The sequence below is a fragment of the Shewanella sp. SP2S2-4 genome (assembly GCF_031932025.1).
In the GTDB taxonomy this organism is placed as follows: Bacteria; Pseudomonadota; Gammaproteobacteria; order Enterobacterales; family Shewanellaceae; genus Shewanella; species Shewanella baltica.
This window is the reverse complement of the sequence record NZ_JAUOER010000017.1, coordinates 1-20,556: the sequence shown is the minus strand read 5'-3', so window position 1 is coordinate 20,556 and position 20,556 is coordinate 1. Positions and strand designations below refer to the sequence as shown.

16 protein-coding genes and 1 pseudogene are annotated in these 20,556 nt (G+C 44.2%); 6 read left to right on the top strand and 11 right to left on the bottom strand.

Going from position 1 to position 20,556, the window contains the following annotated elements; genetic code table 11:
• Nucleotides 1–28 precede the first annotated feature (28 nt).
• The 6 genes from Q4Q54_RS14100 to ccoN all read right to left on the bottom strand — a co-directional run bounded on the left by Q4Q54_RS14100 (nt 29) and on the right by ccoN (nt 6,287).
• Nucleotides 29–2,428 (bottom strand): heavy metal translocating P-type ATPase metal-binding domain-containing protein, encoded by a 2,400-nt coding sequence (locus Q4Q54_RS14100; protein WP_311899115.1) that lies wholly within the window; start codon nt 2,426–2,428, stop codon nt 29–31.
• A 36-nt stretch (nt 2,429–2,464) separates the two neighbouring features.
• Nucleotides 2,465–2,944 (bottom strand): FixH family protein, encoded by a 480-nt coding sequence (locus Q4Q54_RS14095; protein ID WP_311899116.1) that lies wholly within the window; start codon nt 2,942–2,944, stop codon nt 2,465–2,467.
• Nucleotides 2,945–3,054: 110 nt separating this feature from the next.
• On the bottom strand, nt 3,055–4,023 hold the full coding sequence (gene ccoP, locus Q4Q54_RS14090; protein ID WP_006087157.1) for a cytochrome-c oxidase, cbb3-type subunit III: 969 nt from the start codon (nt 4,021–4,023) through the stop codon (nt 3,055–3,057).
• The gene (locus tag Q4Q54_RS14085) at nt 4,023–4,199 is read right to left on the bottom strand and encodes a CcoQ/FixQ family Cbb3-type cytochrome c oxidase assembly chaperone (RefSeq protein WP_006081605.1); all 177 of its coding nucleotides are present in this window, start codon (nt 4,197–4,199) and stop codon (nt 4,023–4,025) included. The genes ccoP and Q4Q54_RS14085 overlap by 1 nt, the downstream gene beginning before the upstream one ends.
• An 11-nt stretch (nt 4,200–4,210) precedes the next feature.
• Nucleotides 4,211–4,837, bottom strand: a complete 627-nt coding sequence (gene ccoO / locus Q4Q54_RS14080) for a cytochrome-c oxidase, cbb3-type subunit II (protein WP_006087156.1) — start codon at nt 4,835–4,837, stop codon at nt 4,211–4,213.
• Between the two features lie 13 nt (nt 4,838–4,850).
• Nucleotides 4,851–6,287: a cytochrome-c oxidase, cbb3-type subunit I gene (ccoN, locus tag Q4Q54_RS14075; RefSeq protein WP_006081607.1), complete on the bottom strand. Its 1,437-nt coding sequence runs from the start codon at nt 6,285–6,287 to the stop codon at nt 4,851–4,853.
• Nucleotides 6,288–6,512: 225 nt separating this feature from the next.
• On the opposite strand from ccoN, the gene Q4Q54_RS14070 reads away from it, so the two are divergent.
• Complete coding sequence (locus tag Q4Q54_RS14070) at nt 6,513–6,998, top strand: hypothetical protein (protein WP_311899117.1); 486 nt, start codon at nt 6,513–6,515, stop codon at nt 6,996–6,998.
• Nucleotides 6,999–7,064: 66 nt separating this feature from the next.
• Here Q4Q54_RS14070 and Q4Q54_RS14065 read toward each other — a convergent pair whose 3' ends face one another.
• Entirely contained in the window at nt 7,065–8,636 is a 1,572-nt protein-coding gene (locus Q4Q54_RS14065; protein WP_311899118.1) for a DUF3369 domain-containing protein, read from the bottom strand.
• Nucleotides 8,637–8,815: 179 nt separating this feature from the next.
• Between Q4Q54_RS14065 and Q4Q54_RS14060 the strand changes: the two genes are divergently transcribed.
• Both Q4Q54_RS14060 and Q4Q54_RS14055 read left to right on the top strand, forming a co-directional pair.
• Nucleotides 8,816–9,034, top strand: coding sequence for a hypothetical protein (locus Q4Q54_RS14060; protein WP_106650466.1), 219 nt, complete (start codon nt 8,816–8,818; stop codon nt 9,032–9,034).
• Nucleotides 9,035–9,095: 61 nt separating this feature from the next.
• A complete protein-coding gene (locus Q4Q54_RS14055; protein ID WP_311988754.1) occupies nt 9,096–10,391 on the top strand; it encodes a site-specific integrase in 1,296 nt (431 codons plus the stop codon).
• Nucleotides 10,392–11,238: 847 nt separating this feature from the next.
• On the opposite strand, the gene Q4Q54_RS14050 is transcribed toward Q4Q54_RS14055, so the two are convergent.
• Genes Q4Q54_RS14050 through Q4Q54_RS14035 form a run of 4 tightly spaced genes read right to left on the bottom strand, consistent with a single transcriptional unit; the run spans nt 11,239 to nt 16,158 of the window.
• Nucleotides 11,239–12,588, bottom strand: coding sequence for a hypothetical protein (locus tag Q4Q54_RS14050; RefSeq protein WP_311988753.1), 1,350 nt, complete (start codon nt 12,586–12,588; stop codon nt 11,239–11,241).
• Complete coding sequence (locus Q4Q54_RS14045) at nt 12,579–13,529, bottom strand: TniB family NTP-binding protein (protein WP_126491949.1); 951 nt, start codon at nt 13,527–13,529, stop codon at nt 12,579–12,581. The genes Q4Q54_RS14050 and Q4Q54_RS14045 overlap by 10 nt, the downstream gene beginning before the upstream one ends.
• On the bottom strand, nt 13,523–15,538 hold the full coding sequence (locus Q4Q54_RS14040; RefSeq protein ID WP_012089211.1) for a DDE-type integrase/transposase/recombinase: 2,016 nt from the start codon (nt 15,536–15,538) through the stop codon (nt 13,523–13,525). The genes Q4Q54_RS14045 and Q4Q54_RS14040 overlap by 7 nt, the downstream gene beginning before the upstream one ends.
• A complete protein-coding gene (locus Q4Q54_RS14035; protein ID WP_263166204.1) occupies nt 15,538–16,158 on the bottom strand; it encodes a Tn7 transposase TnsA N-terminal domain-containing protein in 621 nt (206 codons plus the stop codon). Before Q4Q54_RS14035 ends, Q4Q54_RS14040 begins: the two co-directional genes overlap by 1 nt.
• 1,532 nt (nt 16,159–17,690) lie before the next feature.
• On the opposite strand from Q4Q54_RS14035, the gene Q4Q54_RS14030 reads away from it, so the two are divergent.
• The 3 genes and pseudogenes from Q4Q54_RS14030 (at nt 17,691) to Q4Q54_RS14020 (ending at nt 20,455) form a co-directional block, all read left to right on the top strand.
• Entirely contained in the window at nt 17,691–18,554 is an 864-nt protein-coding gene (locus Q4Q54_RS14030) for a site-specific integrase (protein ID WP_311988752.1), read from the top strand.
• Nucleotides 18,533–19,651 (top strand): annotated as a pseudogene (locus tag Q4Q54_RS14025) (IS91 family transposase). Before Q4Q54_RS14030 ends, Q4Q54_RS14025 begins: the two are co-directional and overlap by 22 nt.
• A gap of 354 nt (nt 19,652–20,005) precedes the next feature.
• On the top strand, nt 20,006–20,455 hold the full coding sequence (locus Q4Q54_RS14020) for a hypothetical protein (protein ID WP_311988751.1): 450 nt from the start codon (nt 20,006–20,008) through the stop codon (nt 20,453–20,455).
• Nucleotides 20,456–20,556: the final 101 nt, after the last annotated feature.

The window sequence follows — 20,556 nt, the reverse complement described above, 5'->3', positions numbered from 1 at the left end:
TACTATTCTGGTTTTACTTTTATTGTGATCACACTTTAACCCGCAATAATCTCAGGCTATTACCGACCACAATCAAAGAACTCGCCGACATGCCAATGGCGGCGATATAAGGTGCCACATGGCCAGTGACGGCTAAGGGCAAAATTAGGGCGTTGTAACCCAGCGCCCACGCTAAATTTTGTCTGATAATCTGTGTTGTCAGTTTCGCAACGCTGACGGCTTGGGTGAAGCGGGACAGATGATCCCCAAGTAAAATCAGATCGGCACTGTTTTTCGCGATAGCACTGCCGCTGCCCATGGCCACCGACAAATCGGCGCCCGCAAGCACAGGCGCATCGTTGATGCCATCGCCAAACATGGCAACCCGTGTATGCTGTTGTAATCGGGTCACGAGGGCAAGTTTATCTGCAGGCATTAAGCCGCTGTGCACATCGTCAATCCCAAGCTCTTTTGCCAGTTGATGCACGTGTCCTGAGCTATCGCCGCTGGCAATACTGATGCGGCAACCTTGCTGCTTTAACATTTCAACCGTGGCTTTGCTGTCTTGGCGAATATTGTCTTGAATTTCAAAGCTTGCCAGTACTTCAAGCTGTTCATTGCATGAACGTGCTAACCAAATCTTTTGGGCTGGGTCACGAGTATCAATACTCGCGCCGGTAAATACGGCATTGCCAATTAAGTAATCAGTGCCATCAATACGACCTCGAACGCCAAAGCCGACTTTATGGTGAACCTCTTCGGCAACCAATGCATTATCTGCAAACACGGTAAATGCCGCTGCAATCGGGTGGCGAGAGCCGGTTTCCAGCGCTGCGGCAATGGCTAAGGCTTGCGTCTTGGTTAAATCGGCCATGCACTGCGTTTGCCCGATAGAGAGGGTACCACAGGTGAGGGTGCCGGTTTTATCAAAGACAACATGTTTGATCTGTGGCAGTTTTTCAAATACACCGGCTTTGCGAGTAATAATCCCAAGGCGAGTGAAAATAGCGGTCGCGCAGGTGACAGCGGTCGGTGTAGCCAGTGCTAAGGCGCAAGGACAGGTAGCAACCAAAACCGATAGCGTTACCCAAAAGGCATCCTCTGGGGAAATTTGATGCCAAACCAAATAGGTGATTGTCGCTATGGTCAGGATAGTGCCCGAGAAATAGCGCGATAACTTATCGGCTAATAGCGCAATTGCAGGTTTAGTATTGGATGCAAGCTCTTGCAGTCGAATAATCTCAGCCACAAGTTGGTCTTGCCCTAGCGCTGTGACGCTAACTTTGATGGGTTGGTCGACGTTGATTGTGCCTGCGTAAACTTGGCTAGCAACAGTTTTTTCTATTGGCATTTGCTCGCCAGTGAGCATAGCTTCATTGATGCTAGTGTGACCTTCAATCACCACACCATCGGCTGCAATCATTTCCCCCGGTTTGACGAGGATCACATCATTGAGGCGTAATTTTTTGGCGGGAATTTCTTCCTGACCATTGTCGTTCACTAGGTGCGCCGTGAGCGGCACTAACTTATGCAAATTACTGGAGCTGACCGAGGCCTTTTGCCTGGCCTTTTGCTCGAAGTAGCGCCCGAGTAACAGGAAGAAGGTAAACATGGACACAGATTCAAAATACACTTCGCCGGTGCCATTTACTGTGGCAAAACAGCTGGCAACGTATGCGCCGCCAATCGCAATGGACACAGACACATCCATATTGAGTTTGCCGCTGAGTAAGGTACGAATCGCACTGAAATAAAAGGGCTGCGCCGAGTAAAGCACCACGGGTGTGGCAAAAATCATGCTAACCCAACGGAAATAATCCCGATATTGCACATCTAAATCGGTGAAATAGCCTGTATAGAGGGCGAGGGCGAACATCATCACTTGCATGGTCGCAAAACCCGCTAAGCCTAAGCGCAATAAAAACTTACGGCTATTGAGTTTGTTATTGAGCTCTTGTTCATCGACTTGATAGGGCGCGGCTTGATAACCGATGCGGCTAATTTGCCCAAGGATATCGCTGAGTTTTACCGTGCGTTTATCCCAACTGATCATCGCCCTTTGGGTGGTCGAGTTGACGAGCACTTGGCTCACGCCCGTTAGTTGTTTTACTTTGTGCTCAATTAACCAAGCACAGGCCGCGCAGGTGATGCCATCGATAGAAAGTGACACTGACTCGATATTGTCCTCAGAATGGACAAAGTCTTGCTGCACTTCGGGTAAATCATAGGCACTAAACTGCGTTAAGGCTTCGGGGACGAGGGCGTTCTGCTTACTGCCGGGTTCAGTGCGGAACTTGTAGTAACTGAGTAATCCCGCATCCACAATCGCCTGAGAAACCGCCTGGCAACCAGGGCAACACATGAGTTCATCACGATCATTAATGCGAGTCACAAACTGCTGGCCCGTCAGCACGGGCTCTTGGCAGTGAAAACAACTTGGATGTGTCATAGCAATTCTTATTTAACTAAATCAATTCAACCACAATCAGTTCAGCCAAAGTTGGACATGATCTTTTAATTCAACGCGTTGGTGAATGCGCCATTTGCCATCGTAACTTTCAAGACGCACTTCCCAAGGGCCGAACAGTGTGGCAGGCACGGTAATGCGATACACATTACTGGCATCGGCTGTAGCGGTGAGCTTGATGTCTCTGTCGGCAATGGTTGGATGGTAGAACTCGACTCTCAGCGCAGCTTGAGAAGCGGGACCACCTTGTTGCGTCAGCAGAATTTCATTATTAGTTTGTTCGAGTAAAAAATTCATGCCTATTTGTTTGGCATACTTTACTTTACTTAAGTCCATATTAATGGCTTTGCCATCTTTGTAGTAATCCTCGGCGACTAAAGAGTCCGAGTTCGTAAGGGCAATTTTTAGTGTGGTAAAACTTGCGACGACGGCACATAAAGGAAGAATAATTAAAAACCAAGGCCAGAACTGCTTATACCAGGCTTGTTGTTCGCTCATGTCAGATACCCATTCAAAAAATTTGCGCCATTTTACCGTTAAAAGACGGTTTTAGCACTTTAAAAAAAAGGCCTCGAAGTCTTCGAGGCCTTAGCATTACTCACATCTAATTACTTGTTTGACAAGCTATAAACATAAGCTGCGATCACGTGAACTTTCTCTTCACCGAGAACGTCTTTCCAGGCTGGCATGACACCAGCACGGCCGTGTTTGATCGTTTCTTCGATCACGCCGCGGCTACCGCCATATAACCAAACATCGTCAGTTAAATTCGGAGCACCCATGAACTTGTTGCCTTTAGCGTCCATACCATGACACGCGAAACAACCTTTCATGAATGAGCCTTGACCTTGAGCGGCGAGTGTTTCATCGTGCTCACGACCAGACAATTTAACAACGTATTCAGCTAAACCCGCAATTTCGCTGTCATCAATTGGCAAACCACCTTTTGGCGGCATCATGCCATGACGACCACCCATGATAGTGGTTTTAATCGTGGCCAAGTCGCCACCATATAACCAGTCACCATCGGTGAGATTAGGGAAGCCTTTGCTACCACGTGCGTCAGAGCCATGGCACTGTGCGCAGTTTTGTAGGAACAAACGGCCGCCCACTTTCAATGCTTCTTGGTTTTTCACTAATTCTTCTAGTGGTGTTGCCAAGTAAGCCGCGAAGATTGGGCCATATTTTTCATCAGCGTGTTTTACTTCTTGGTCATACTGAACATAACGGCCTTCTTTTGCGGCAAGCTCAATGGCTGCGGCAGAGTCGGCTTTAATACCTTGCTCAGTACCAATGCTTTGGTTAGAACTGGTCCAGCCTAAAAGGCCTTTGTAGTTACCTAAACCAGGAAATAAGGCTAGATAGATCAAGCCAAACACGATAGTGATATAGAACATATAACTCCACCATTTTGGCAGTGGGTTATTGAGTTCTTCAATACCGTCGAAACTGTGACCCATGGATTCGCCTTCTTTTACGTCTGTGGTGTTCTTAGAACACACACGCAGTAATAGAAAACATCCCGCGATCACAATTAACGAGAGTACGCTAATCCAAACACTCCAGAAGCTACTCATCACTTATTCTCTCCTGAGTCCTTCGATACCTTGCTGACTTCCTCATCGGAAAACACAAGGTTAGCTGCTTCATCAAAAGATTTTTGACGACGCGAGCTATATGCCCAAGCAAATATACCGACGAAGGTCAGCATCACAATGATGGTTAAAATGCCTTGTAATGTGCCGTAATCCATATATTGCCTCCTTATTTGAGTGCGTGACCCAAAGACTGAAGATATGCAATCAAGGCTTCCAGCTCTGTCTTACCTGCAACAGCTTGCTGTGCGCCTGCGATTTCTTCATCGGTATAAAGATCATTACCTTTGTAACCGCCTTTATGCATGTTACGTAGGATAGTCATCTTATCGCCCGTCAGTTCGCCGTCTAACTTGTTTTCGGCTAACCATGGGAACCCTGGCATATTCGATTGAGGTACTACAGCACGAGGATCGATTAAGTGAACTTCATGCCATTTATCGCTGTAACGACCGCCAACACGGGCAAGATCAGGACCTGTACGCTTAGAACCCCATTGGAATGGATGATCCCAAACCGATTCACCCGCGACAGAGTAGTGACCATAACGTTCAGTTTCTGCACGCAAAGGACGGATCATCTGGCTGTGACAGTTATAACAACCTTCACGAACATAGATGTCACGGCCTTCAATTTGCAGAGCAGTGTATGGCTTTAAACCTTCCACTGGCTCAGTCGTATCTTTTTGAAAAATCAACGGTGTGATTTCAACGAGACTACCGAAACTGATAGCGATAACGGTAAAGATCGCTAACAAACCGATGTTTTTTTCAACTATCTCATGATTAAATTTCATCGAGTTTGCTCCTTTAAGCCGCTGTTGGTTCAGCCAATGCTGGCAATGAATCTTTAGAGGCTTTCACAGTACGGATCACGTTGTATGCCATGATCAGCATACCGGTCAGGAAGAAACAACCGCCAAGGAAACGTACAAAGTAGAAAGGATATGAAGCTTCAAGACTTTCAACAAAGCTATAAGTCAAAGTACCGTCAGCATTCACTGCGCGCCACATTAGACCTTGCATTACACCTGAAATCCACATAGAGACGATGTAAAGCACAGTACCAATAGTCGCTAACCAGAAATGGACGTTGACTAACTTGATGCTGTACATGCGGCCGTGGCCGAACAATACAGGGATCAAGTGATACAGAGAACCGATAGACACCATTGCAACCCAGCCTAGCGCGCCGGAGTGAACGTGACCAATAGTCCAGTCTGTATAATGTGATAGTGCGTTAACTGTCTTAATTGCCATCATCGGGCCTTCGAAGGTAGACATACCGTAGAAAGACAGAGAAACGACTAAGAAACGCAATACAGGGTCAGTACGCAGTTTATGCCAAGCACCAGACAAGGTCATGATACCGTTAATCATACCGCCCCAAGAAGGTGCGAATAGGATCAGTGACATCACCATACCTAAAGACTGAGTCCAGTCAGGTAAAGCTGTGTAATGTAAGTGGTGAGGACCAGCCCAAATATACAGTGCGATCAAAGCCCAAAAATGGACAATAGATAGACGGTAAGAGTACACAGGACGACCCGCTTGCTTAGGTACGAAGTAATACATCATCCCCAAGAAGCCTGCGGTTAATAAGAAACCTACAGCGTTGTGACCATACCACCACTGCACCATAGCATCGACAGCGCCGCTATACAGAGAGTATGACTTGAACAGACTGACTGGTACTGCCATAGAGTTAACTATGTGTAGCACGGCAACGGTAATAATAAAGGCACCAAAGAACCAGTTCGCCACGTAAATATGCGAAGTCGTTCGTTTGATAATAGTACCGAAGAACACAATAGCGTAGGACACCCAAACGATAGTAATTGCGATATCGATAGGCCATTCTAATTCAGCGTATTCTTTACCTTGGGTGAAACCCATTGGCAAAGTGATAGCTGCTGACAGAATGATGGCTTGCCATCCCCAAAACGTAAATGCGGCTAACTTAGGTGCAAATAGTCGGGTTTGACAGGTGCGTTGTACGACATAATAGGATGTTGCAAAAAGGGCTGATGTACCGAACGCGAAGATCACCGCATTGGTGTGTAATGGTCGCAAGCGACTATACGTTAACCAAGGTGTGTCAAAGTTCAGCTGAGGCCAGATTAACTGAGCCGCAATTAATACGCCGACTGACATACCAACAATACCCCACAAAACTGTGGTTAAGGCAAATTGGCGGACAATGGCGTAATTGTAATCAGCGCCTGTTGGCTGGGAATGGTTCATCATAATGCTTCCACTGCTTATTACTTTTACTTTTAGTAAAGACAAGCTTTACCTGTTATAAAATGACATAAAACTCAGCTTCCCTATTAAGGTTGCTGAGCTATGTCAATGCGTTACCCTGCATATTTTTGCTCAAATATGAGGTTTCGTAATGATACTTGAGCAATATCAAAAAAGATACCAAAGAAGGGGTGTAGAAAGTTGATCTAGATCAACCTACGCCATAGAATGTTAACATATTGCGTCATAAGGTTAATCTTTGTGCTAAATCGTCCTAATCTCTATTTATTCATCGCGTTAATTCTCATCAATCTCACAGCTTGTACTGAAGATGCTAAGCAAGTCACACATAAAAGCAGCTCTGATCCTTCTCTCTGTCAATTTTCGGCAGGGGATTGCGTTAAACAAGTGGACGATATCAAACTTGCTATTAGCCTATCGCCAGCGAATGCCCCGAGCGAAAAGCCATTAACATTAAGGCTGTTAGCTTCAACGCCTATCAAAAATGTGCAAATTCGTTTAGAAGGAAGAGATATGTTTATGGGGGTTATTCCTATAAATGTGAAGCAAACCGATGAAATGACCTATATTGGTCAGATGGTATATGGCTCCTGCAGCAGTGGTTATATGGTTTGGCGCGGTTTTGTAAGTTTTGAAGCAAATGGCGAAACCAAAGCGACAGTGTTTGATTTTCTCGCTGATGACAATGGCTAAGACTGGTTTGATAATTCCTCACATTGCCTTCAAAGCATTCGGACAATTACCTCTGGTTAGCGCAGCTTAATTGTCTTTCCAGTTGTCTTTTACTTTGACAAAAATATCCACATTATCAATAAAGAGCTGTAATAAGTGCGGATCAAAGTGTTTCGCAGCGCCTTTACGCATTTCAGCTAACACTTCTTCTAAAGGCCAGGCCGTTTTATAACAGCGGGCATGGGAAAGTGCATCAAATACATCTGCGATGGCAACAATGCGCGCGAAAATGTGAATTTCGTCTTGTTTTAAATTGGCTGGATAGCCAGAACCATCATATTTTTCATGGTGTTGTAGTGCAATAATTGATGCCGCCTTTAATATGGGTCGCTCAGAATTTGCCAAAATCTGATGGCCAATCGTAGGATGCTGACGCATGACTTTCCATTCTTCATCATCTAACTTGCCAGGTTTGAGCAGAACCGCATCGGGGATCGCTATCTTACCTATGTCATGCATAGGTGAAGCACGGCGTAGTAAATCAGCTTCGTATTCAGGTAAACCAGCGAGTAAGGCCAACTGAGAGCAATATTCTGCCATACGTTTCACATGGTTTGCGGCTTCTTTTGAGCGGCTTTCAACCACATCCCCTAAACGTAGAATGAGTTCAGACTGGGTATCTTCGACTTCTTGATTGAGCAGTAAATTTTCAAATGCAACGCCGACGTTGATAGCAAAAATATCAATAAGTTTCTTGTCAAGATCATCAATTTTATCGATACCATCCATATACAGTAGATTGATTAACCCGCTTTTTGTGGGGAAGTAACCGATAAAGCAATTGTCTTCATACAGGCAGCGTTTTTGCGTGATCGCACTGCGCAGTAAGCGGTCGATATGCTCTGGTAATTGAGTAATATGGGATTTATTTGAGAATTGGCCTGTGCCTGCGAGGATTTCTATGTTCACAGGATCCAGATGACCGCTTATGGCATCGATGGCATTACACGTTAGCAATAAGGTTTCAGAATCCAGATTGAGTAGGGTGGCGACTTGAGTTAGCAGACCATCTGCAAATTTATGCAGGGTGCGCAGCTCAAATAATCCAGATGTAGCTTCTAGCACCCTTTCTAGCCCTTTACGGTGATTTATTTGGGTGCGCCTTGCTTGTTCAATTTCCATAATATCGCGGTAAGAACGTAGGGCAGAGTAGACGCTGGTCATCAGTTTACGGGAATCGAGTTCAGCTTTGGCTTTGTAATCATTAATATCATAATTAACGATAACGTCTTCTTCAGGTGCTTGACCTGGCTGGCCTGTACGCAGGATTAGTCGAGTGGTTTTATTTTGCAGTTCTTCGCGGATCCATTTTACTAATTCTAAGCCCGCATGATCACTCTCCATCACAACATCAATAAAGGCGATGGCGATATCATGTTCCTGATTCATCAACTCTTTTGCTTGTTCGGCACTGTAGGCATTGATAAAAGTAAGCGGGCGGCCTTCGAGTTTAAAGCGGGAGAGGGCAAGCTTAGTGACGGTATGAACATCAGGTTCATCATCGACCACTAATACCTTCCAAGGGATACCTGATGCAGTTGTCTCGGTAAGCTTTTTACCGGAAAACAGCGGATTTTTCTTTGCAAGATCAATCAGCATTCGATACCTCATTCAAATAAAAATAATGATCACATAATCAGTGTAGTAGACACATTTCAATGCAGTGCAAATTCTTACATTAAATAGCGAGGTGAGTGGCAAACCTTAAATTGAGTTATTGATAACAGTTATCATTTGTGTATTCTGTTCATATCACACACTGATTAGCGGGTAAGGGCATGAGCCACCAAATTAATTTGTCGATTTCAACGCATAAACTGGCACAGCTTATACATGATGGGCACCTCTGTGCGGCAGATTTTAGGTGCTTGGATAGTCAGTCTAAACAGCAAGTGTGGCAGTTATGCTTAATTTGTTGTCAAAAGCGTATTACATGCCAGAAATGTACATTGTCCAGTTGTACTCAAAATCTGACCCTAGTTGATGCCGATAAATAACGTTATCGGCATTTGCGTTTAAGTATTATCATATCAGAAACCCTTATAATTCAGATGCAATATGCAACTTCCTCCCGTAATCCCATTATTTGACTCATTTGAATTCATACAAGTTGGCAATAGTGTCGTTAACCAATATATCACCCAAATTAGCATGAAAAAGGTGGCCGATGCGGGTTTAGTGATTGAGCACGCCAGTGATTGGCTGTTTGAGCAAAAGCATAACGAAAACAACTATAAAGCCTATCGCAGCGAGCTCACGACATTTCTTCATTGGTGTTTTGATGTGGTTTCAATGTCGCCCATAGAAGTCACACGCAAAGATATGAGCCATTACGTGGATTACTGCCAAGCGCCGCCCATAGCACTAATTGGCTATTTTAATGTGCCACAATTCAAGCTCGATAAAATGCGTGATGAACGGGTTCCAAACCCACAGTGGCGGCCATTTGTCGGTAAAAAGCGACTCGGACAAATCCAGCCTTATGCGTTAAGCGACAATGCGTTAAAAACAAAAATGGCCATTTTGTCTTCGTTTTACTCGTACCTGACAAGTGAAGAATATTGTGAGCGTAATCCTGCGCAGATCTGGCTGAATCACAGTCGGTTCGCGGCCAATCGGCAATATCAGCGCCAGAGTCATGAAGAGGAAAACAGCCTCGCATTCACTGAATTGCAGTGGTCATACATTATGGCAACTGTAACCGCGCTGGCAGAAGCATCGCCAGAATTACATCAAAGAAGTTTATTTCTGATTTCATTGATTTATTGCTGCTATTTACGCATCTCAGATGTGTCTGCACGTGCAGGTTATTCACCGGTGATGGATCAGTTTAAGCACAATCAACAAACGGGTATTTGGAGTTTTCATATTCCATTGAGTAAAGGCGGTAAAAGGCGCAGCGTGGCAATTTCCAAAGCTTTGCTCGATGCTTTAGTTAAATATCGTCAGTTTTTAGGATTAGCGGATTATCCAGCGCCAAACGAGAACCATCCTTTGTTTGTACGGCACAAAGCCGCTGGCCGCGGTCGAGATGTCGGAATCCTCAATGCCAATCTTGGCATTCGTCATGTTCGTGATGAAATTCAAAGTATTATCAACCTAGCAGCAGAAAGTATTGAAGCCGATGGCTTTGCACAAGACTGTGCGCAAATGCGTAAACTCACGGCCCATAATATTCGCCACACAGGCATTACACACGACATCAATATCAACCGCAGACCGTTATCCCATGTACAAGCCGACGCTGGCCACGAGAGTATCGACACCACATCGCAGTATTTGCACACAAGCCAAATCGAACGTCATGAAAGTGCATTTAATAAACCAATCGATCATTTAAAAGGCATAGAGTAACTAAGTAAGCCATGGCTTATTGTTTATGGCCACACAGATTGAGAATCTCAGGCACTACATAATAACCATGTTATTCAAGGGTATGGAGATTTAGTAAAACGGTATCCATATCACATGAGAGTCGCATCTACGATAGAAGACTTCTGATTGAATGGTGCATAAGTATCAATAGGTTAGATTACATCCTAGATATGAGTATAAGAGGAAATCTCAGTCTGCCGCGAAATCTCATTCTGAGTGGCCACGAACACATGTTCGTGGTCACACAGAATGAGAATCTCAGGCAGCCGTAATTGAACTTATTCAATGACTTGATGGTTTAACAAAATAACAACATTGCCATTCAAGTTGAGATTTTTGAACATTTTTGCCACCTAAATTGAGATTTATTTTTCACATTAAAATCAATGACTTGGTGGCAATCTTGTGCATTATTCACCGCCGATCTATTCATTCTCCACAAATCAAATATCAAGTCAACGCATATCGGATTGCTTCAAGGTTTCTACTTACATATGTTGTAGGTGTGGTAAGTGAGCCGCCGACAATGCAGGCGTATATTTAAAAATCTAAACGAATTGAAATTTGCGCGAATAAAACGCCATGATTTAAATCGTATCTGAGTGCGGAGGTCTGCTACATATATTTGGAACGGATATTGGGTGCAGGACGATATTGCTTTAATGAGTTAAGCGATGGGGATAATAAGTGGGATTTATATGAATGGCTTTCAGCTTAAAGCCCACATCATTACCGATGACGAATGTGGGTTTTAACCTTAGTGTCTATGCTTTAATTTAAATCGTAAGCATTTTATATATAGGTTTTAACAGGTAATATTGCTTCATTATATGAGTGATAACTGCATCGGTTTTTGTTGCTGGCGTATTTGTAGTACATCTTCAAATTGGCAAAGTGCTAGACTGCCGGCACGCGCGACGCGAGGAGGGCGAAGTTTACCCATTTTTCTAAGTGCGTGAAGTAGCTCCATGGGTAAGCCTGTTAATGATACCGCTTTCTCTAGGGAGATAGCGTCATATTGCCGCTTGCTAAAGACGTCCTTTGCAAACCGTATAAAAGACGCCGGTTCGCACCAGATAGCACGTCGTAAATTGTGACCTTCGCCATATCCTAACTGCAGGCGGCCTTCTTTGAATCCTATGAGAATGTCATACATTTCAACATCATTATGCACCATGACCTCCGTGAGTGTTGATAAGCACACCATGCCAGGTTGGATGTCGTTACCGACTAACAACTGGAAAATAGGTGCGACATCAATTTGGCTATTATGGTGAAGTCTGCTTTTACGTGCATGTTTCACTAAATTAACGTGTTGAAGCAGCTGCAATTCTTCTGGCCTCAGCTCAAGTAGCCGAGATGCTTTTCCAAATGGAAGCCATTGTTCTGTCACCGAAAGAGCAATGCCATCTGCGGGGGTAGCTGGGATAACAATATCTAACGTAGCGGCAGGCCACGTGCAGGAAAGTGTTTCAAGGAACTGCACAATAGCCACACTGCGGATATTGTGAGGTAGTAAAGATGAGGTTGCCTGAAGTGTCTTTTGTACCCACTCTCTAAAAAATGCATTATCCGTTAATAACCGATACCCCTGTTCGAGCATGTTTTCATAAAATGGCAGTGAAGCATAGGCGTTCGGTTTGAGCGCCATGATGTGCTCTTTTTCCAATACCAGTGCGGCATAGAGGCAATCTGACACTTGAGCCTCACTCAATGAACGTACATTTTTTGACGAGGGTTTCAGTTGTACCCCGCATCGAGGGGAAGTACAGTGGCCTTTTATAAGTGGAATATCCCAAGCAAGGCTTTCGTAACACGTGGGGCATTGACTCGTCAGTGCAGATTGGTGTTTGGAGCAGGCATGACAAAACGGATTTTGCACTTCCGTTAACAGGTAGCCATCTTCATTCAAGCATTGAATACACACTTTAGGGTTGAGTTGAATGTTGCGGTTAAACATCGGATTGATAATCGTAGAAAACACATCACCTTGGCTTATTGGTATGCCAAATTTAGCATTCAGAGCCGGTGTAATTTGAAGCTTAATAATGTTATTTTGCTCAGCTGACGACACCATACTCCCAATCCTTGCGTAACCATTAACGCGCGCTAAACGAAGAAGGTAACTGATGCTAACTTCATCAGGTTTTCTCTGTGGCGAAAAGGCTAAAGACACGTTTTCAACTCCCGCTTTAATTTCTGGTATTCATGTGTGACCGCAGCGTCTATTGCCCTATAGCTATATTCAGACTCATCAAAGGGATTATTGACGTTTTGGCTGTAAATATAAAAGTTCGCTTTTAAACGCATCATCAGTGTGTGGCGGTCTTTGATATGACTCATATCTTCACGCATGAATAAGCCATCAAGGGTACTGAAGCTGCGCTCCATATAGGCAACGTAAAGTCTATCTAATAGCTCTTTATCCTCGATACCAATTTGAGGAGCGCTGATTTGCTGTAGAAAGCTGTTGATACAATCAACCCATTCTTGCGTTCTCGGTAAGATACGATGCAGCTTTACTGACCTCAGCATTCGGCGACTGAGTTGCTCGTTGTCGTCGACGGTTTTATCCACTTCGCCGAAGGTCAGGAGTCGCATGGCCCGCTCACTACCGATAAAGACAATTGAACAAGTGAGCGTGTCGAGTAGGGCGCAGAAGTATTTCAACATGTCTAATGCAATTTTCCCTTGTTTAGCAGGAAAAACCTGTTGAATTTCATCAAGAATAATGAGCTCGACACCACGTGCTTTAATCAGAAATCGAAATTGCTTATCTAACTCACCCGCGGCAACTTTACCTATGGGGGGCTGCACGCCTAATTCCGTTATCAACAGTCGCAAAATATCATCAACTTTGCTTTTCGCTTCTTGAAAACGGTAAGTGAATATCGGCAGACGAATGTGGTCGACTTCTTTCACCGGAGGATACTGAGCGGCATAGCATTCAGCGATGTAGGTTTTGCCTTCGCCCGATTTACCATAAATGAGCACGCCTTTTTTATTATTGGGAAGGTGACACATTTGATGAACTCGCCCAATTTGTTCATGCGCGTGTTTAACCAATGTATGTTTAACAATAAAGGTGTCTACAGGTGTAGGTATGCTGACTACCATAAGGCTTTAGTGTCCCTTTGCGTGTTATCAATGATTTGTTCTGGTTCATTCAGTTGGCTTGCACGTTGTTTGTCAGCCAATTCAGTCTTGTCTAATGAGTTTTGCCACTTAATATCTTTTAACGAATCAGTCGCATTGGCATTCTGAATGCGCTGCTCGATTGACAGCTCTTTTGCATTATTGTCTTCAAACGAACTTGTCGGTTTGCCACTTCGTTTAATACGTACTGTTTTGGCGGGAATGAAACGGTCAATCGTGACGGCATATTGACCGGTAACCTGATGTTTTTCAGTTTGGAAAATGTGTTGTCCTTTCTGCACTTTGCCATTTAACTGTGCAAAGGAAACGGGCCAACGCGAGTTGATTTCTTCATCATAATTATAAGCAACGATTGACCTGGCTTCTGTCTCGTTCGGGAGCGCAACGCTGACAGTGACACTGCTTGCATCATAGGGGTTGTAAAACACCTGAACGGTGGGGTTGACGTTTTTGTGACCATAGGTCATGAGTAACGTATGCACTTTTTTCAGTTCAACACTGGTGAAGCGGTGTTTCAATACACGGACAAAACCTCTTGAATCGAGTTGCTGCTCATGCGCCTGTGTCGCGACATGGAAGTGGTGCTTAATAGAATCGTAATCATAATAAGATTGCACCACCCTAGATTGCTGCCAACAGAATATCGGTGAACAATTTAACCCTGAATGGGTCTTGTGAGCGTATTCTGTCAGCATGGTATTGATTATCTTTGTGAACGTACTGGCAGTGATATGCGTATTCTTAAGTGGATTTATTTTTGTTCTAGTGCCTTTCTTCGGATAGGTATTTAAACCAACAGTGCGGTTGCCGGCTGAATCCGTCACCACCATCGATTCAAATTTTTGCCTAAACACTCTAAAGTGCGATTCTACAAAGGGTTTCGCTGACGGTGTATTCGAAGGGGTATAAACGATATTGCTCCCCAGCTGTTCACATAGACTCTTAATTAACTTGTTGTTAAATGCAGGGCCATTATCCATGATGAACGTATCTGTCTTACCGCAAAAGGGGAGATTGTCGTCACGCAAATAGGTATTTTGGATCAACTGTAAAACAACCTCCGTCGCTTCTCCTTTGCCATAATCAAAAACCATACTTAGCGGTGCACGCGTATAACAATCAAGTGCATAATAGATGACCACAGGCTCAGTTAACTCCCCCGTGACATCATCAATAACACGGATATTTGTGTGCAAACAATCGAGTTCAACACGTTGCAATGGGTAATGCAGTTTTATCCGTTTAATCAGGTTAAGTGAGAGCTGCTGACGTTCAGCGTGGGGAGTTTTTGGATCGTCTAATTTGTCACAAATCGACTGTCTCGCTTCAATTCTGCGCGAAAACGTTCGTTTGCTTGCAACGATAATATTGGGATTTGTTTCACGTGCTTTCAGCGCATCTTGTTTGTAACAAGCATAATGACCCGTAGCCACTTTATGGCGACTATCTTGGTAAGTCGTGCTCAAATACGTGTCGATTAACGCGTTAGACTCCTCACCGATACGAGGGGTATGTGAGCGTGATTTACAGATTAAACTGTCATCATTGAAACGTGAGCTTATCCAAGTCTTCCAGTAACGGTTAATCGTTGTTTTCTTGGGATGTTCAGCCCCTCTGAGTGCAGGGTAATTCTCCTCAACAACTTCAATCATTTTCTGATAGGTAGTGGACGTCGTCGGCTTTAGGGTTTCGTCGTTCTGCAGCAGGTCGCGCAGCGTATGAATATAAACAATCCGCGAATCCCGAGTCGCTTGCTGTACTGGGGACAAAATGAGACGCGTTTTTTCGACCGGTTTGGGAAAAAGGGTTTTTTCATGCAGTTTTGTGCTAAATACATCTAGCGCTAAGAACTCTCGCGTTTTTTCATCATCATCCACTTCGAGCAAAATCGACACGTCATCAGCAAACAAGACCGTCATGATGTCGCCGTTGCTATTGTGGAATTGATGGTCACGCGCCTGAGCAAACATCACGATAGCATCACCTTATTCAGGGTTGTGCTTGCCAGTAGCAACTGTGATTTGTCGAATTGGTAAAAACCGGCTCCGACTAAATGATATGCATCACCCACGGATGTTTGGCTTCTAGGCTTGAGCCAATCGACTAACGCCTCAAATGTCAACAATTCAGGTAGGTCTGCATGGTTGAGCGAACATGATAACTGTGCAGAACGCCGATTAGCGATTAACTGGAGGTTGGTATAAATCATGGGCGTTAACTGACGCTCATCAACGAGGACGATAGGGACATTAGCCGTCTTAAGTGAGTATTCATTGAATAGCGCTAATCGCGACTGGAAGTCTTTCGTGATATGACTTGAATGATGGACTTCAATAAATGCCGCAGTACCATTAGCATATTTAATAAGAAAATCAGGTGTATATCGAATGGTCTTATGGGTAATACTGTCATGGAGATGCAGGCTTTCAGGCTGCGCAGCATAGGCAACGATATTCGGTTCACACTCCATCTGCGCCGCAACACACAATTCAAGGAATGATTCGACCTTCAGCGGGGCTTGATTCTTCTGCGAAAAATATTGATATACATGCCTGCCGCGTGATTTATTCGCTTTATACTTGTTACTCACGTTATACCTCTTGCTACATTTCAGAGTGCTAACCGTTAATTTGCAGCGGAAAAATTAATCTCTGCTAAAATTAAAGGTTACCCCTATGGATAAGGCAAACGTCTTTCCCGACACGGGGAAAGCGCTCACGTGTGTTTGTTAACACGCGAGCAGCATATTCAATTTTCGAAAATCCACAAAAACTTGTGAATTTTCGCGCAAGGCACAATTCATTTTAAAAAAACATGCAGGCGTTCATTACGCTTCGATGCCCCCGATCGCTATTGATACCTCGCTGTTTTATTTCAATTCTTTTAGCTTGAAAACGTATTTTAAAAACGCATTATATTCAAAAAATGCATTCACTATGATTTTTAAAAATCATTGTTTTTAAAGAATTAATTTTTAAAATATACTCTGCATAAGCGCATTTGTGCTGTAAATCTATCTTTACAAAATGACGGTGTGAACATCGCTAACTTAAGGATAAGCCGATTAATCCACATTAAAATTTGTTACTACATAACAATGATATAAACGACGAATTAACCTTAAATTTGTCAGCAAAAAAATATTTTTGAGGAAATGGAGATTTTTTTTAGCAAACCGTGAAAAAGGGCAAAGTTATTGTTTTTAATTACGCATAACCCATTCGAAAGTTGCCCCTGATGTCGCGATTTGGAAATGCATGTTTGTTTGGCCAGATAAACGCATGCTGAACCTCGATGGGCAAGACGCGCTAAACACGCCGGAATGTAGCAGCATGCCTTCATGTGGCGGATTAACGCGAGAGTTGAGAAAGGGGCAAATGTCTGAAGCGTACTCTATTTGTTGTTCACAAGAGAGGGGAAGGTTGGTGATATGACTGATAACATTACCATCTATAACGTTTTTGCTTGTCAAGGCATGCGGGTATTAGACCTTAGATACCGAACCTACTTCTGGCTAGGGTAATGAACTGCGGTCGATCCGTTCATCCCTGAGTCACAATAAAATATACGAATGCAACGACGAACAGTGGATACAACAATGCCAATCTTAAGTTATCAATATGGCAGTCTGTTCTAAATAGCTTATGCCCCAAAACGAGTTAACAAGTTGTCAGTAGATCAGTAACAAACGGACTTTCTGTCTTAGACATTTTCATCATTACACCCGTGTGATGTAATTCATTACTACCCATCAAAAACTGGATAATTATACAGTCGTATTCAAATTATAAGGATTTTTGAACGATTTTCATCCTGTATTCGTGCGCGTTTTCTCATTTTCGTTTAAATAAATAGCATTAAAATTAATTACTTATACTTTTCATTAAGCAGATAATAGGTTTGGGAAACGCGCATGCGCGTTTTTCCAGATGGTGTATTTGAAAAAAAGCTGATAAGTTCCTTTTATTACAGGTAGTTAACCATGCGCGTTTTTACTGGTCTAATGAGGTAAACGCGCATGCGCAATAATAAAATGTTGAACTAAGCCGCTGCGCGGAGCCCAAAGCGAACCACTGTTCCACACTTACTCCTAGGGATAATCCCTTACCTAGGAGGTCTACCATGTCATCACTTCTGCAACAATTCCATGATGAGATTAGTTTACGTGGTTACTCGGCCCGTACGCGTAACGCTTATTTGTATGCCATCACCCAACTGCAGCACTATGCAAACCAACCGTTCGATAACATTACGGATGAGCAGCTTACGGCTTATTTCCGTTACTTAAATCTTGAGCGGCATCATTCCAGGGCCACCTTAAAGTTACAGCTTAATGGCATTCATTTTTTCTATGAACATGTCCTAAAGCGTGACTTTACGATTCAGCTGAGTTTACCTAAACGTCCACACAAGCTGCCGCAATTGCTTAGCTGCCAAGATATCGCGGCATTGCTGTGTCACTGTCAAAACCTGAAACAACGCGCCATGTTGGCGCTGTGTTATGGTTGTGGTTTGCGTGTCAGTGAGTTAACCCATATTAAGGTCGCTGATATCGATGGGCAGCGGCAGTTGCTCAAAGTGTGTCAAGGGAAAGGGGCCTACGACCGATTGGTGATTATTTCACCGACCTTGCTCACCCTGTTGCGTCAGTATTGGCGAGCGTATCATCCCGTCGAATGGTTGTTTGCCTCGACCTATCATGATGTGGTTTATCCGCTGCATGAGTCGACCTTTCGTAAAGCGTTAGCGAAGGCGGCCCGCTTAGCGGGTATCACTAAGCCATGCAGTCCACACAGCCTAAGGCATGCTTATGCGACCCATCAATTACAAGCGGGTATGCCCCTTAATCAATTACAGGCCCAACTTGGGCATCACAGTATCAAGTCTACTGAACGCTACTTGCATTGGTCGCCGGAATTAGGTCATCAAGGCTGTGACTTGCTAGCAAGTCTTGGGGGGATGCCATGGCAACCTCCTACCATGTAAGCGATATCCTTCATCAGCACTTAGCTCACTATCAACAGCAGCATAAACTGACCGAACAACAAGCCTTAGTCTGCCAGCATATTCAACAGTGTCGCACGCAAGCCTTGGGCATACAGCAATGGCGTTGTGATACTTGTCACTATGAGCAGCAGGTGTTTTGCTCCTGTGGTGACCGGCATTGCCCTCGTTGTCAGGGAAGGTAGACGCAAGCGTGGATTGCTACGCAGCAGGCGCAAGTCTTGCCTTGCCGCTATTTCCACTTGGTCTTTACCTTACCCCACGAGTTGAACATCTTGGCGCACTATGCTGCCAAGCCGTTATACAGCGCCCTGTTTGAGTCGGTGTGGCAGACGCTTGCGCAGTTTGGCATGAAACGGAAACACCTTCAGGGTCAATTGGGTTGCACTATGGTGCTGCATACGTGGGGGCAAACCTTGAGTCAACATATCCACTTGCATTGCTTAATTCCAGGCGGGGTAGTGACGTCAGAGGGGGATTGGCATGGCGTGAAAACGGATTATCTGTTTCCGGTGAAAGCCTTGTCCTCCGTGTATCGGGCCAAGTTATTACGGGCGCTTCGACAACATGAGCTGGCTATCCCTGCGGCTGACACCTTAATGGCAAAACCGTGGTGTGTTTACAGCAAAGCGTGTCTGAGCCGCGCCGAAACCGTGGTGGAATACCTCGGGCGTTATACCCGTAAAGGCATGCTGCATGAATCAAGAATTGCAGAAGTGACCGCAGAGCATGTCAGTTTTCACTACAAGGATTATCGTGACGGTCAGCAGCATAAGCAAATGCGGCTAAGTTGTGATGAGTTTATCCGCCGTTACTTATTGCATGTATTGCCCAAAGGGCTGATGCGAGTGAGACATTTTGGTTTTCTCGCCAATGCTTGCCGCCGCAAAAAGCTGGCGCTCATCCAGCGGCAACTACGTAAGCCGCAGGTGGTATTGGCGAGTCCTTTGATTAAGGAGGAATGTTGGTGGTCATGTCCGCAATGCCAGTTAGGTCATTTGCAGTTTATTGGGCTGTTAAGGCCGCAGGGATTAGTGATGATTAGCAACCAAAGTCAGCCAGTACGTCTGTCAGGATAACCACTCCCTCAAGATGTAGCGTAATGACCGACAGCGAAAAGTAGCCAGCCTTATGGGATTAAGCCGATGATGAGGGGATAGGGTGTGAGTGTCAGCCTGAATGTGGGGCCAAAATGCTGTCAACCAAGATCAATAATCAGTCGGAAGTGAGCATAAAATAATGAGAAAGCTAAAACGATATCAAGTGATTACCCACCAAGCTGCATAAAAAACCGCTACCGCAAAAAAGCAAATTCCTATAGCATCATTCATACCCATTTACACGGATGTGGCAGCGGCCAAGTCCAACAAGCGATTTATGCCCTGCAAACAGCGCAGCGCATAAATACTAAGACGTTATATGCAGAAAATAGTATGGATTGGGATTCAGTAAAGAATTGTTTCGAAGATCATGGTTCGCTTGTGGATATCTACTTCGAAGGTATGTCTAGCGACCGTTGGATCAATATTTTTAACTGGCTAAGAGAAAATGAAAATATTGAGTCAGTTGACTGTTATGATCCGATTAACGATAAAAATATGGATTACCTTCCAATTTTCACTGAAAGCGAATTTGATCAAAAGGGTTTCTATTGTTTTGTGTCTATTCGGGTAAAAGATATTTGCGTCTTTTTCAGATTCTATGATGCATCTGAATTGGAGTGTGATGTTTCACCAAAAGAAATTGATAGCCTGCAAAAACTTAACTTTTTGCTAGATATTCTGGCAGAGGTTAAAACCGTCGCGGCAGTCTCGCAGTACGTTATCTGTCCAGAAAATTTTAAACAAGGTGCGTTTATTATCAACGGCAAGTTTGTGCCGTGAGCCTGCATATAATCGGGTAGCCGGAGGTATTTAGCTTCCTGCCCCCACACCACCCTGCATGCGGCTCCGCACAGGGCGGTTCATTTAGAACGCCTAACTCA

Coding starts and splice junctions, on each gene's coding strand:
- Q4Q54_RS14100 (WP_311899115.1), bottom strand. CDS start 2,428: ATGACACATCCAAGTTGTTTTCACTGCCAAGAGCCCGTGCTGACGGGC.
- Q4Q54_RS14095 (WP_311899116.1), bottom strand. CDS start 2,944: ATGAGCGAACAACAAGCCTGGTATAAGCAGTTCTGGCCTTGGTTTTTA.
- ccoP (WP_006087157.1), bottom strand. CDS start 4,023: ATGAGTAGCTTCTGGAGTGTTTGGATTAGCGTACTCTCGTTAATTGTG.
- Q4Q54_RS14085 (WP_006081605.1), bottom strand. CDS start 4,199: ATGGATTACGGCACATTACAAGGCATTTTAACCATCATTGTGATGCTG.
- ccoO (WP_006087156.1), bottom strand. CDS start 4,837: ATGAAATTTAATCATGAGATAGTTGAAAAAAACATCGGTTTGTTAGCG.
- ccoN (WP_006081607.1), bottom strand. CDS start 6,287: ATGATGAACCATTCCCAGCCAACAGGCGCTGATTACAATTACGCCATT.
- Q4Q54_RS14070 (WP_311899117.1), top strand. CDS start 6,513: ATGTTAACATATTGCGTCATAAGGTTAATCTTTGTGCTAAATCGTCCT.
- Q4Q54_RS14065 (WP_311899118.1), bottom strand. CDS start 8,636: ATGCTGATTGATCTTGCAAAGAAAAATCCGCTGTTTTCCGGTAAAAAG.
- Q4Q54_RS14060 (WP_106650466.1), top strand. CDS start 8,816: ATGAGCCACCAAATTAATTTGTCGATTTCAACGCATAAACTGGCACAG.
- Q4Q54_RS14055 (WP_311988754.1), top strand. CDS start 9,096: ATGCAACTTCCTCCCGTAATCCCATTATTTGACTCATTTGAATTCATA.
- Q4Q54_RS14045 (WP_126491949.1), bottom strand. CDS start 13,529: ATGGTAGTCAGCATACCTACACCTGTAGACACCTTTATTGTTAAACAT.
- Q4Q54_RS14040 (WP_012089211.1), bottom strand. CDS start 15,538: ATGTTTGCTCAGGCGCGTGACCATCAATTCCACAATAGCAACGGCGAC.
- Q4Q54_RS14030 (WP_311988752.1), top strand. CDS start 17,691: ATGTCATCACTTCTGCAACAATTCCATGATGAGATTAGTTTACGTGGT.
- Q4Q54_RS14020 (WP_311988751.1), top strand. CDS start 20,006: ATGGATTGGGATTCAGTAAAGAATTGTTTCGAAGATCATGGTTCGCTT.